This is a genomic window from Streptomyces sp. TRD_SC_5, assembly GCF_056836825.1.
Window position 1 is genome coordinate 116,521 of sequence record NZ_JBWZZS010000002.1, and the last position, 12,977, is coordinate 129,497.

Annotated in this window: 11 protein-coding genes; 5 read left to right on the forward strand and 6 right to left on the reverse strand. The window is 67.6% G+C overall.

Translation table 11 applies throughout. The features are described from left to right. The first annotated feature begins 273 nt into the window (after nucleotides 1-273). Nucleotides 274-984 (forward strand): DUF2637 domain-containing protein, encoded by a 711-nt coding sequence (locus AC1P0E_RS32645; RefSeq protein ID WP_482746083.1) that lies wholly within the window; start codon nucleotides 274-276, stop codon nucleotides 982-984. A 71-nt stretch (nucleotides 985-1,055) separates the two neighbouring features. Here AC1P0E_RS32645 and AC1P0E_RS32650 read toward each other — a convergent pair whose 3' ends face one another. From AC1P0E_RS32650 to AC1P0E_RS32660, 3 genes are all read right to left on the reverse strand, one after another. After that, nucleotides 1,056-1,244, reverse strand: a complete 189-nt coding sequence (locus AC1P0E_RS32650) for a DUF6381 family protein (RefSeq protein WP_482746084.1) — start codon at nucleotides 1,242-1,244, stop codon at nucleotides 1,056-1,058. 366 nt (nucleotides 1,245-1,610) lie between these two features. Next, a complete protein-coding gene (locus tag AC1P0E_RS32655) occupies nucleotides 1,611-1,733 on the reverse strand; it encodes a hypothetical protein (RefSeq protein WP_482746085.1) in 123 nt (40 codons plus the stop codon). A 499-nt stretch (nucleotides 1,734-2,232) separates the two neighbouring features. After that, nucleotides 2,233-4,365: a SpoIIE family protein phosphatase gene (locus tag AC1P0E_RS32660; RefSeq protein WP_482746086.1), complete on the reverse strand. Its 2,133-nt coding sequence runs from the start codon at nucleotides 4,363-4,365 to the stop codon at nucleotides 2,233-2,235. Between the two features lie 541 nt (nucleotides 4,366-4,906). On the opposite strand from AC1P0E_RS32660, the gene AC1P0E_RS32665 reads away from it, so the two are divergent. Then, nucleotides 4,907-5,251, forward strand: a complete 345-nt coding sequence (locus AC1P0E_RS32665; protein ID WP_482746087.1) for a hypothetical protein — start codon at nucleotides 4,907-4,909, stop codon at nucleotides 5,249-5,251. Nucleotides 5,252-6,030: 779 nt separating this feature from the next. Continuing rightward, nucleotides 6,031-6,444, forward strand: coding sequence for a hypothetical protein (locus AC1P0E_RS32670; protein ID WP_482746088.1), 414 nt, complete (start codon nucleotides 6,031-6,033; stop codon nucleotides 6,442-6,444). A gap of 125 nt (nucleotides 6,445-6,569) precedes the next feature. On the opposite strand, the gene AC1P0E_RS32675 is transcribed toward AC1P0E_RS32670, so the two are convergent. Both AC1P0E_RS32675 and AC1P0E_RS32680 read right to left on the reverse strand, forming a co-directional pair. Then, nucleotides 6,570-6,710: a hypothetical protein gene (locus tag AC1P0E_RS32675; RefSeq protein WP_482746089.1), complete on the reverse strand. Its 141-nt coding sequence runs from the start codon at nucleotides 6,708-6,710 to the stop codon at nucleotides 6,570-6,572. Between the two features lie 37 nt (nucleotides 6,711-6,747). Further along, nucleotides 6,748-8,922 carry a hypothetical protein gene (locus tag AC1P0E_RS32680; RefSeq protein ID WP_482746090.1) on the reverse strand — a complete coding sequence of 725 codons (2,175 nt, stop codon included), beginning with the start codon at nucleotides 8,920-8,922 and terminating at the stop codon, nucleotides 6,748-6,750. Between the two features lie 1,450 nt (nucleotides 8,923-10,372). Here AC1P0E_RS32680 and AC1P0E_RS32685 point away from each other — a divergent pair. Then, nucleotides 10,373-10,588, forward strand: a complete 216-nt coding sequence (locus AC1P0E_RS32685; protein WP_482746091.1) for a hypothetical protein — start codon at nucleotides 10,373-10,375, stop codon at nucleotides 10,586-10,588. 119 nt (nucleotides 10,589-10,707) lie between these two features. Then, complete coding sequence (locus tag AC1P0E_RS32690) at nucleotides 10,708-11,268, forward strand: VanZ family protein (protein WP_482746092.1); 561 nt, start codon at nucleotides 10,708-10,710, stop codon at nucleotides 11,266-11,268. Between the two features lie 179 nt (nucleotides 11,269-11,447). On the opposite strand, the gene AC1P0E_RS32695 is transcribed toward AC1P0E_RS32690, so the two are convergent. Next, nucleotides 11,448-12,935 (reverse strand): diacylglycerol kinase family protein, encoded by a 1,488-nt coding sequence (locus tag AC1P0E_RS32695; protein ID WP_482746093.1) that lies wholly within the window; start codon nucleotides 12,933-12,935, stop codon nucleotides 11,448-11,450. Nucleotides 12,936-12,977 lie beyond the last annotated feature (42 nt).

Genomic DNA, 12,977 nt, shown 5'->3' on the forward strand with positions numbered 1-12,977 from the left:
CGGTTCAGGGTCGTTGTCTGGGGGTGATTCCACCGAAGATCGATCTCTCCCCGCTTGCGCGCCGTTCGCGTCGCGCCGGCTCTTCAGCACGTCTGCCGCAACCACCGGCGGAGCAGCCAGGGCGCGGCGGCCAGGAACCTGGGACCGGGGAGAGGGAGCTGGACCTTTTCGCTGACCTGCTGGAGGAATTCATGCAGGGCCTGGAGCGTATTCAAAGCGACTTCCACCGCCGCTTGCACGCCTGCGCCGCTCATCGGCCGGAACGGATGCCGCATGCCTGACGGGCCGGAGTCGTTCAATGCCTATCCCGTCGTGAATGACAACCCGCTGTTGGACGGACACGGTGTGGCGGGGACACTCAACGACGCACTGTATGCGCAGGATGCTTTCTGCGAGCAGGCACTGCATCCTGACGGTGGTGATGCGACGCTGGACTGGGACGTGGAGCTGGCCCACCTGCTGCACGCCTCCACAGTGAACGCCGCGCCGGTCTCCCCCGCCATCCCGCGCCCGCGCTCACACAACCGACGCAAGCCCCGGCGGGCCACCGCTGTGAAGGCATGGCCATGGCTGCGGATGATCAGCCTGAGCCTGGCCACGCTGACCGCCTTCGTCGTCACCACAGTCAGTGTGCTCGGCGCGGTCGTCGCCTACCACCCGCTGAAGTACCTCGCCGCCCCATCCGTACCGGCCGGTCTGGAACAGGGCTGGCCGCTGCTGGTCTTCGGGCCCTGGCTAGTCGCCTGCCTCACGGTCCTGCGCGCCGCCGTGCACCGGCGCCGTACTCTGCACGGCTGGATGGTCGTGGTGTTCTTCACCGCAGTGGCCGTTTGCCTGTGCGTCAGCCACGCCCCCAAGACCCCGTCCGGCATCGCCGTCGCCGCCCTGCCCCCGATCGCTGCCCTGGCCTGCTTCCACCAGTTCACCGGCCAGATCGCGCTCACACGCCCGCGCCACGCGCTGCTCCCCCGCCCACGCGCATAAGTGACCAGCCGGTGGCCTCCCCGCCGGATGGACGCGGACAACCACCGGCCGGTCCGTGCGCAGACCTGCTTCTACATGGGGTCGATGTTTTCGCTCCCCCTGCTGCCCTGCTGCTTGCTCTGTTCCATGAGCCGGCGGGCCTCTTCCTTCAGCCGCTGACGCTTTTCCGGGTCGGCGGCACGCTCGGCAGCCTCTTCTATCTCCTGCACCTTGGCGCGCAACTGCTGGGCACGACCACCTGACTCATCCGCAACGCTCATGATCACTCACTCCGTCGTGTCGGCCGACCGGAAAGGCCGGGCCGCACCAGCCAAACAGCGCGACCACGCCCGCGCATCTCGACAACGCCATGTGGGCCGCTGCCTGGGGGCTGGTTCACGGCCTTGGGACTGGTAGGCGGCGCGCATGTTGAGGTGTCGCGCATTCGTCGCCGACGCGACCGGAAGATCACCCTGTGTGCTTGCCGCTGTATCAGGTCCTCTGCGAGCGCCTGTTCATCGCTCCGGATCCGAGATGGCGTTGGGCCATAGAAAGCGTTGGGGAATGGCGCAGGGTGGGGAGCTGATCGGCCGGGCTGAAGGATGGACCGGTGGCGGCGCTGGTGTAAAGAGCAGCGATGAGAGCCATCACCCACGCTGGTTGTCGTCCGGGTCCAGGGGGCGATCTGGCCTGCTGCGGCCGCACGGCAGTTCACGGCCTTCGGCGAGCCACTGCCGCTCGACGGCGTCGTAGATCGGCGCATCGGACACCTGCCGGGAGTCTCCCGCCGGGCGGGCGACTCCGGCCGACTCTGGAGGCGAAACGGTTTTCTGCTCCACGCCAGCGTCCAACGAATCCCGACGGCCACCGTGACGGCTTGTGACCGTTCTGTCATGGACGCCGTGGCGGCCGGGTCTGAAGACATGGCCATTCGCTGTGGCGCCGTGATCTATTGTCCTGCGGGAGGCAACCGACCGCGTTATGCGATCACCTTGGATGAACAACGGTCACTCTAACGGAGCCGCAGCACCAACTGGCTCCTCCTCCCCCACCGTCGGGCTTTGGCGCGGATGGGCCTGGGAAATGACCGGTAGCGATTGCCCGCGTTGGCAGGGCGGCGCGTGCACACGTTCCCGCGCCTCACGATGGAATGCGCTCAGATGGCTCCGGCTCCCCGCCTGACGACAGAGGCCGTTGCCTCCCTGACTGGCAGCTACCGCCAGACGTCTCTAGGCAGCAGAGCAGGGTGATTCGCGGTTCGGGCGAGGTTCAGCGTCGAACGCGGGCGATCAGCAGGGCGACGTCGTCGTGGTCGCCGGGATGGCGCAGTGCGGCCAGTAGGTGGTCGCAGGTGTATTCGAGGCTGCGGTGCGGGCCGTCGAGGAGCGTGCGGAGAACCTCCAGGCGGTTGTCGATGTCCTCGTCGCGGGTCTCGACCAGGCCGTCGGTGTACAGGAGCAGCTGGTCGCCCGGGTCCAGGTCGACGGCGGTGGTGCGGAAGGGGACGCCGCCGACACCGAGCGGGGCGCCGGTGGGCAGGTCGAGGAGTTCGGGTGGGTGTCCAGGCCTCATGCGGACGGGCGGCAGGTGTCCGGCGGTGGAGATATGGCACTGCGCGGCGTGGGGGTCGTGGAGGGCGTAGGTGCAGGTGGCTATGTAGGGGTCGAGGCCTGCGGTGATCCTGTCCAGGTTGCGCAGCACCTCCGCAGGCGCCAGGTCCAGCCCGGCAAGGGTCTGGGTGGCGGTGCGCAGCCGTCCCATGGTGGTGGCGGCGTGGATGCCGCTGCCCATGACGTCACCGACGACGAGCGCGGTCCGGTCGCCGGTCAGGGGGAGTATGTCGTACCAGTCGCCTCCTACCTCGATGGCGGCGCTGGCGGGCTGGTAGCGGGAGGCGACCTCGAGGCCGAACAGGTGCGGCGGCGGTCTGGGCAGAAGACTGCGCTGGAGGGTGAGTGCGGTGTCGCGCTGCTGCTGGTACCAGCGGGCGTTGTCGATGCATACGGCGGCGCGGGCGGCCAGCTCGCCGGCCAGGGTGGCGTCGTCGTCGGTGAACGGCAGCGGGTTGCGGGCGCGTACGAGGTCGAGGGCGCCCAGGACTTCACCGCGCGCGATCAGCGGGACAGCCAGGTAGGAGTGGACGCCTGCCCGGGCCAGCAGGGCCGCGGCCCTGGGGTCGCGGGCGATGAGAGACAGATCCGCCTCCTCCACGTGCGGCACCATGACGGGCCGGCTCGTGTTCACGCACCGAGCGACCAGCCGATCGGCGTCGTAACGGGCTACCTCGCCGGGAGGATCAGCGGCCGCGGCCGCGTCAGTGGGGTAGGCGGCGGCGACCGCCAGTGCCCTGAACACCGCCGGCCCGTGGGCAGGGGCGGGGGTGCGCTGGCCAGCCAGGGCAGAGTCGAGGACGTCCACGGCAGCCATGTCGGCCAGCTCCGGCACGGCGACATCGGCCAGCTCGCGAGCGGTCTGCTCCAGGTCCAGGGTGGTGCCGATCCGCACCGAGGCGTCGGCAACCACCGATAGCCGGTGCCGGGCCCGGTCCGCGTCCGTGGCCGCACGGTGCCGGTCGGTGATATCCACGACCGAAGTGGCCACTCCCAGCACCATTCCCCCAGGGTCTTCCAGCCGGTAGAAGGACACCGACCAGGCGTGCTCGGTATCGGGGTCGGCGCGGGTGCGACCGAGGGTGTACTGGTCCAGCAGCGGGGTGCCGGAGGCCAGGACCTGGCGCATCACGGACTCGACACGGTTGGTGTCCAGGAACGGCAGTACGTCCCCCACACGCCGGCCGAGATGCTCAGCTGCGGGCAGGCCGTTGATCCGCTCGAGCGCCGGGTTGACCATCACATACCGCAGACCGGTATCCATGACGGCCAGCCCGATCGGGGACTGGTCCACCATCCGCACCGACAGCGCCAGATCCCGCTCCACGCGCCGCAAAAGCGCCTGATCAGTGGCCAGCCCCAGAGCGTAGATATCGCCGAGGTCGTCCTCCAGCCGCATGTTGCGGAACTCCAGCAGCCGTGCCCGGCCGTCCTTGTGGCGCACTGGGAAAGTGCCCGCCCAGCTTCCCTCGCCGCCCATCACCTCGGCGAACAACCGAAGCACAAGATCAACGTGCTCCTCCGCCACCAGAAGCTGCGCGGCGTAGCGGCCCAGCGCCTCCCCCGCGCTGTAACCGATCAGCGCCTCGGCCTGGGGACTCCAGAACACGATCCGCCCCTCCGCATCCAGGACAATCGCCGCCACACCCAGCACGTCCAGCAACCCGCCCCGCGGCGACCCACTCAGCTCAGCACGCCCCGCATCACCCAGATCGGCCTGAAACCCGTCCCTATCCACGGCCAGCCGCCTTTCGCCCGCCGGTACGGTGACGATCAGCAATCCTTGAACCATGCGACACCGCGACAACCATCGTCTCCCCCAGCCATGGCTCCCGCAGCCCCTGTATAAGCGGGCGTGCCCCAGGCCCGACCAATGCCGTTGGCGCCGAGGTCCCGTCCTGGCAGGTCCCTATTGGGCTCCCGCAGCGGGTGCACACCGGCCGCTGCTGCTCCCGCTCCGCGGCGTCACATTCCACCCGGCCTCGGCGGGCCTGCTCGTGCTGGGCGGCGTACAGCCAGTCGCCCTCCGGTTGTCGAGCGCCTGCTTCAGCGTCTGCCACTCATCTCGCCCGAGCCGCCACCACACCGCACTGCCCGCGAAGCCAGTTTCACCTCGGGGCAAGGCAAGACGGACGACGTCGGCCGCATCCTGTCACGGCCGGGGGGCGCTGGCCGACGCCCTCACCGCCCGAAACGGCGGCCGCCCGGCCCTCCGTAGCGAGGTGACACCTCGGCGCGTTGTGCCCAAAATGGCGCAAACAAGACCTAGCGTACTGGTTCGTCCGGTTCCACCCATCACTGATCACGTCGACTCTGACGGAAGTGGAGATGTTGTGCGCAAGCTTCGCAATGCCGCCCTGGTAGCTGCCATGCTCGGAAGTTTCAGCATGCTCGGGGCCGGTGTCGCCACGGCCGCCGACTCCTACGGCGACCGGGACGGCAGGGGCAAGGGCAAGGACGGCAACGTGGTCGTGTGCGAGCAGCGGTCCCGTGTCAGCGAGGACACGCGCCAGCTCGGCCTCATCAACCTCGTGACCGGGCCCATCACCCTCCTTGGCAGCGGCCCGGCGACCGCGGTCTCGGTCCAGCAGATCTGCAGTGGCGAGGACACCTTGGCCAGGAATGGTGCCGTCGCCGAGACGGGACCGGGACTTGACCTCGGCCTCGACCTTCTCTAACGACGCGGGACGCCTACCGGCGCTCGCCGGCGAGCGAAAAACGGGCGACGCCCATTGAGCTCGGCCGACTTGGGCAGCAGCGTGAACAACTGCTGTACGCCCGTCCTGCGGGCCATGGTGTCTGGTCCGTCGACTGCTGAAACCGCAGGAGGGCGCTTTCCAAGCCCGCCGCGAAAGGCGGTCGGTTAATGGGCCGCGAGCCGTTCACGCAAGTTGCTCGGCTGGGAATGCCCAGCCGAGCAACTTGCGTGAACGGCTCTTGTCTTCGGCCGCGGCAGCGTCCATGTGCTCCCGGGCGAGAGCGGCATGTCGGTGATACCGGCTGCCGCGGCAGACCGCCGCCGCCGTAGGTCCAGGCCGCGAACGCGCTCGGGCTTGACCACCACCGCTGCTGGCGCCGGCGTGGACGAAGGCCCGGGCCCTGGGACCTTCCGTTCTAGTGGTCGTCGCAACACCCCAGTTTTGCCGCTGCTCGACGGCCAGATGCATCTGGTGGTCAGGCCGCCGCGCGAGGGAGGCCTGTTCCGGTTCGGCGATTCTCCCCCCAGCGGTTCGTTTCACAGGCCCCGCGCACAAACATCTATGTCAACGTGGCTGGGTGTCGTTGGCGGAGACTCACGGTCGCCGTTGCGGCGGCTGGCGCCGGTGTGCGACCGCCCAGGGGAGGGCGTCCGGTGGATCGTCCGGCGTGTTCGGCGCAGGCTGGCCGGTGCGGCGGCGCACAGTGGGTCGGGGTCCGACCTTTTGATGCCTCGATTTCGCAACGGATGGAGACGCCGGTGACCGTGGTCAGTAACAGCACGACGGGTGAGGAGCTTGCCGAGAGCTTGCTGGAGGGGGTGGTGAACGAGCCGATGCGGGCGGCGACGAAGCTGCTGGGTGCCCACAGCGACGGCTACTGGCTACGGCGCCTGGCCGACGACCAGGAACTGGCGGCCGCGGTCGACCATCCGCTGATCGACCTCTCCGGCCGGTATCCCACAGTCGATTGGGACGGTGTCGGCCGGCTCCTGAAGACGCCGGGTTGGTCGCGCGGGGCCTCGAGGAGTCAGGCGGCCGTTTTGGAGTTCGCCGCTTCCTTGGTGAGCCGGTGCCCGGTGCAGCTCGGGCGTGTGAGCCACGCGGTGGACGACGCGCAGTTCCAGCTCCTGCTTGGGGCGATGGAAGAGGCCTCGTACGGCGACCCCCGCTGACCGGCGCCTGGTTCAGCCAGTGAGTTCCCCCAAAGCCCCAATCCCATCCAGGTGAACCTCAAAATCACCGGCGCGCACGTCCGCATCAGTGATCTGCTCAATGTGGCCGTCCGAGGCCGGGCCAGTCAGAGCCGCCATCGTCCGCAGGAGCGCCGCCTCGCCCTGAGCCGCTGCCCGCGCACGTCCTCACTGCGCCGCTCCTCGCCCATCAGCCGCTGTGGAGTGACGACGGGGTCCTGGAGCTCGATGGCGATGATCTGGTCCACGCCATCGCGACTGCCTGATAATCGGGGTAGGAAGAGCTCACTGTTTGCCTTTCTCCGGCGGCGGGCACCAGGAGCTCTCGCGCAGCCCGCCCCAGCGGCCGCAGAAACCAACCTGGCGGGGCGGCTTCTCCCCGTCGACGTGCTGTACGGAAATCAGTTTGTCGAGGGGGATCTGCCGGTCCACCACTCCGCCGAAGTCGATTCTCCCGCTTTCTCCGTCCAGGGCTCCACTGCCGTGGATACCGCTCAGGGAATGCCACACGGCCGGTGCGGTCAGTGGCAGCGCGGGTGCCGTGTCTTGCAGCTGTCCGATTGCTTTGACGTACAGGTTGACTGCGTCGAACGCCAGGGACGCGTGCCCGTCCAGTGAGGTGTTCGCGAGCTGCTTGCACTCGGCGGGAAACAGTTTCCGCATAGTGCTGTAGAGGTCGCTTTCGCTGTCACAGGATGCCGAGCCCAGCGTGAAGTCGAGGAAGTCGAAAGGGACTTTCGGGAAGGCGCTGCGTCGCACGGGATCCGCGGCGAGCCGTGCGACGTCGTCACCACCTAGGAAAGTTGGCGGGTCGGAGCCGCACGCGGAGTTGACGCCTGACAGTAAAGTCTCGAAGGTCTCGGACCGGCCTGCGAAAAATATGAGTCCTTCGTATCCGCAGCTCTGTTCCCCAACGGTCCGGACGCCGGGGAAGCCTGTGGTGTCAGGCGGCGCGGGGGACGGCTTGTAGCCGTGTTTGGTGGTGGAGAAACCGGCACCGGCAAAGGCGCCGGCTGCGTCGTCCCGGAGGTTCTTGCTGTACTCGTCGGTCGGATCGGCGGAGTAGACGATCTGCACCTGGCGCCGGTCCAGTTGCTTCTTCTTCACCAGAGAGGTCGCGTACGCCGCGGCGACCGCAGCCCCCGGCCGATTCTGCGGTGACACCTGGTAGTACATGGGCGAGTGGTCGTCGAGCGTGTCCGCGGACAGGGTCGTGGCCACCATGGGCAGTCCGACGCGTGTCAGCTCCTTGATGGTTGTGATCGTCGCCTTGCGGCTCTGGTCGAGCCCCGTCACGCCGACGATGGACGGGTCCCGCCGCATCATTTTCTCCACGGTGTCGACCACGTCGGGCCCGAAGCGCATACCGGAGCCGGCGCTTGCCGGATAGATTCGAAGGACCGGATCAGTGGCTCCCCTTCTGTCCAGTTGACGGCGCTGTGCACTCGCAGCGCCCTGCAGAGCCTCGCGTGCGTATGCGAGCGCGTTGGGTGCCTGTCCGGAACTGCTGAGCAGGGCCGACAGATGCACCAGGGTGACTACCGGCCGGCGCTTGAAGTCCCGGTGGGTGTCATCGGCCTCGTCGTTCTGCTCAGCGATCACCGCCAGGGTCTTTTTCAGAGCCTCGTCGGTGGTCCCGAAAGAGTAGCCGTTCGGCGCCACCCCCACACATTCGCCGGTACTCTGCCGCTCCAAGGTCACCGCGTCCGGGTCCGACCGGCTCAGCCCGCAGTGCTGAACCTCCCATCGCTTTTCAGTGGCAGGGTTGAACGTGTAGACAAGCCCTCCACCAAGAAGCGCGGCCGCCAGGACGCACGCCACGACCGTGACCCCGCGTCGCGCCCAGCGCGGGGGCGGCTCCAGCTCGAGTTGCCTGACCAGTCTCAGCCGGTCCTCGTGCTCCTCATAACCAGGATCGCTTGCCGCCAGCGGAGGGGGCACATCGACCGGCAGATACCAGGCGTCGGCCGTGCGGCTCCGCCCCACTTCGTGGAACTTGTGACGCCAGATTCCGTAGAGGTCTCCCGACAGAGCCCGAGGTCTCATGCCCTCGGCCCAAGCGCGATCGCTGCTGCAGATGGCTAGCAGGGGATCGAACGCTCCGGTCTCATTTCGCACATCGATGAGTGACCTGATCAGCCCGATACCACCGTTGTCCTCGCTCACTTCCTGCAGAAATGCCACGCAGTAGGCGGTACGGCGCGCGGCACGCCGTCGCCAGATCCGTCGCCGGTAGGCCGCTCTGAGGTCTTCCAGGAAGGCGTTGATCATTAATTTGCCGATTTGCTCGGGACTTTCCCTCCCCCATCGAGGCTGCGTCAGCCGCACCGCGAAACCCGCGAACGTCCCTGGGTCCCGCGGCGCCATGTAGGGCTGGCGCAGCAGCCACCGGTACTCGGTTCCCAACCCGCGCCACACCCTGAACCAGACCACGGGAAACACATGCAGCCCAAGGATCACGGCCCACCATGGGACTTGTCCCTGCACAGAGACTTCCGTCTCGGGACTGCGCAGGACCCCGAAGAGCCTTCGGCGCGAGAACTCACGGTCACGGAGCCTGCGCAATAGCTCCCGATCGTGCTGGGGGTCGGGTTCCTCGGCCGTGTAGTCGACTCCAGCAGCCAGTTGATGAGTCCGAAGCGCCGGAACCGGACACGGCCGTCTCGCCCGTTGCTCGCGGAGGAATACTCCTGGGCCAGCTTGACGAGGATGCGCCGGTACAGCTCGATGGGCTGCCAGTCGTCCGGCAAGTCCCCCGCTCGGTAGCCACGTCGTTGCGCATGGCAGATGTGTTGATGAACTCATGCGGTATGCGAAAGGGGCGGGCTCTCCCCAGGGAGGTCTCGATGTCTTGGGTCAGATCTCCCTGGTCGGCGCCTATCAGGCACACCACTGGGATCCCGTGCCGTCCAGGGGCTCTCTCGAGTAACTCGCCTTTTTTCGGTCTACGGACAAGCTGGCTCACGATGCTGAAGATCTTGTCGGCGTTCTCAAAGACGGATGCCATGGTCTCCCCGTTAAACGCTGCAAGCCAGTGCGCCGATGCCCCACGAAGATTCATCACGGTACCGCCGGGACTTCGATGGTTCACCCGGTTGGCACGAACAACTCGCCCCCGTTCGTGGGACGTAGCCCCTCGTCTGCACGGTTGGCGACGGACAGGAGCCGGGGATCGACTTTCGGTGAATACGCGCCTTGGCGCGGGCCAGGCCGACAGCGAGCTGAACCACACCCCTGCCGACCCAGGAGGTCATGTATGGGCACGCGGCCAGGCGGAGTTCGGCTCGCTGAAGGGCTTCTACCAGAGTTGTCCCCGTTTCGGACATGCGGAGCATGGTGCAGGAAGGAGTCAGCTATTGACCTCAACGGCCACCGGGATGCACATCGCCAGCGGTACTCCCCCCGTGACGCCGGGCTCTCACGGAACACCGGAATCACTGTGTTGCTGCTCAGCAACAGTTGCTACTCTACACACGTTCGAACACATTTTGTTGAACGTCGTGAACATCGAGTGAGCAGACTCACGCCAGTTGCTGACGGCGCACCGGGGTGCCCACTTCGGACACAAGGAAGGAACCGCGGTCTCAAGGGGTGGGCGTGTACGCGGGGAGAGACGCCTGCAGTTCTTAGGACGAGCCGCAGGAGACGTCTCCAGCCGAAACGCCCCCGCAGTGCTCCTGTCACCCACACGTCTGCCTCTGAGCGTTCCAGGGCAAGAGCCCTGCCGGGTCGAGGAGTTGTCGGGACGGCAACAGCCTGCGCGATCAGCGCTGTCTGCACATGTGTTATCCAACAATTTCGCTTTGGGGGGAGAAAGATGCGTAAGAGATTCGCGGCACCCGATGGAACCCCGATGACGCGCACAACGTGGCACGCTGCTGCCTCAGTTACAGGGACTGCCCTGTGCTGGATGCTCGGCCTCGCTATGGTGGCCAGCAACGTGCAGGTGTTCTTCCGCCCCGCGTGGCTCGCCTCCCTGTGGTACGTGCCGTGGCTGCTGACCGGTGCGCTGGTCGCGGTCTGGGCCCTCTGTAGGGCCTTCGACAAAGCAACGACAGGTGTCCAGGTGCCGCAACCAGCACCGTCACCTACCGACGGAGACACCGGCATGGAAGATGCAGCCTGAGGCACCGGGCCCGGAGGGCAACTCGAACGGTCCCTGCGTGATCCGCCGCGAACCGCGTACCGCCCCTCGATGGGGGTAACGGAAGTCGCAAGCAGACCAACCCTGACTGGGGGCGCGTGATGGTACGGACAGTCCTGCACGACAAGACCACGGAGAAATCAGAGAGAAAGAGCATTCCCGTCACGCCACCGCTCTCCAGATGGGGGCGTGCGGTGGCTATGCTGCTCGCTTTCGCGGGGACAGTGGTCTTTGCCGTGCTGCTGGCCCGGCTGACGTTGGAGCCGTCGGTTGCCTCCGAGCCGTTGACCCACAGCAATCTGCGCCCGGGTGATTCCATCCGCGACTATCTCGCGCAACCCGCATTCCGTGACACCGTCAAGCAGCTCGGTGGCAATATCGTTCTCGGCATGCCATTCGGCATGCTGCTGCCGGTGCTCGCACCCCGCGCCCGGGGGCTCATTCGCGTCATAGCGGTCACGGCGTTGGTGATGATGCTGGTCGAGTTGGTCCAGGGCGCCCTCATCACCGGGCGGGCCTTCGACATCGACGACGTCGTACTCAACACGACGGGCGCCTTGCTGGGCTACCTGCTGATCGGACGCCGACTGGGCCGCGCTGTGCACCCCCGGCGCCAGCACTGGTGGCACCGCTTCACCAAGCGACCGACCGCTGCTGGCTAGCGGCGGGCCGTGCATGCGATGCGGCAGGGCGAGCCTTCTCGAGCGCTTGGCAACTGCCGAGCTGTAGGAGCCGCTTCGGCTTCGGCCACACCCAGGGCCTCGAGACACCTCACCCCGCGCAGATCAACGCAGCGCTCTCTCGTCACTCCGCCCGGCCAACGGAAGAGCGACCCCGACAGTCACTCGCCAACGGGCCGGTAGACGGTCAACGCCTCCGTCAGCTTGTCCAGCAACAAGGCCGATGGGGCGGGGACGACTTCGCCGTCAAAGGCCATGTGGGCGTCCTGAGGCAGATCAGAGATCAGTAGCCGTGTGGGGCGTGCCGCTGCGTACAGGCGGGTTTTGGCGAAGCCCCCGACCAGGGCGGTGGCGAGGAGCCGAGTGCGGGCGAAGTGTCCGCCGTGGGCGATGCGCACGTCGAGCAGCCCGTCGGCCAGGTCGTGGCGACGCACCGGGGCCACGCCCATGCTGCGGTAGGCGCCGTTGCCGGCGAACAGCAGCCACATCGAGTGCCGTTTACCGTTCACCGCAGCGCGCAGCGGGCGGGCGGTGCGCAGAATGTGTCCGACGCCCAGCAGCGTGGCGGGCGGGCCACCAATGCGTGGCGACCAGCGTTCCCTCAAGCGCACCAGCTCCGGGTAGACGCCCAGGCTGAAGGTGTTGAGGAAGTACGCAGGCTCCGCACCGCTCGCCAGACTCCCATCCCGCTGACGCAGCGTCTTGACGCGGCCGACATCTGCTCGCACGGCAGTGCCCACAGCCAGCGCGGCGCAGGCATCAGCAATCGTCTCCACGCCCAGGTCTGCGGCAAAGTGGTTGAACGTTCCACCCGGCAGCACCAACAGTGGTACCTCGTACTTCAGTGCAGGCCCCACGGCCGCGTTGATCGTGCCGTCCCCGCCGCACACTCCCAGTACGCCTCCGCGGGCAGCCGCTTCACCGGCCGCATCTGCCAGTACTTGCGGCAGCAGCGCCGCTTCTTGTTCATACAAGATGACTTCGGCCCGGGGAAGCGCCGTCTTCAGTTGCCGTACCGGATCCATGAACTGCGGCTGCGCGCCGGAGGAGGGGTTGACGACCACGATCAGCCCCTGCCCGTCGGGCAGCGCCGGCGCATCGACGCGCGGCCGGGCGGGCGCCGGCATCTGAGAGCGCGAGGGCACCAGACCCCGCACCGCGAAGGCCGCCCCCACACCGAGCGCGGCGCCGACCAGGACGTCACGGGGATAGTGCACGCCGGTGTAGATGCGGGAGAAGGCGACGGATGCCGCCACCGGCAGGAGCGCCGCGGCCACGCCCGGTGATTCCAGCGCCACACCGGCGGTGAAGGCCGCTGCCGAGGCGGCGTGCCCGGAAGGAAAGGACGCGGTGATCGCCTGGCGGGGCAGATGCCGTATCACCGGCACCGTGCCCAGCACCGGGCGCTCGCGCCGGACCGCTCTCTTGCCCAGCGTGTTGACGGCGACCGACGCCAGCGCCAGCGACGCCGCCCCGCGTACCGCCGCACGCCGGCTGCGTACGCCGCCAAGGACCCACATGCCGGCGGCGATGCCGAACCACAGCAGCCCGTGGTTGGCGCTGGTACTCAGCCGTGACAGTACGGGTTCCGCGCCCGGCCAGGAGCCTTTGGCTACCCGCTCGAACACCGACCGGTCGACCACGCTCATCGCACACCGCCCCCGCTCTTCGGCAAAGCGCCCATCAAGTCC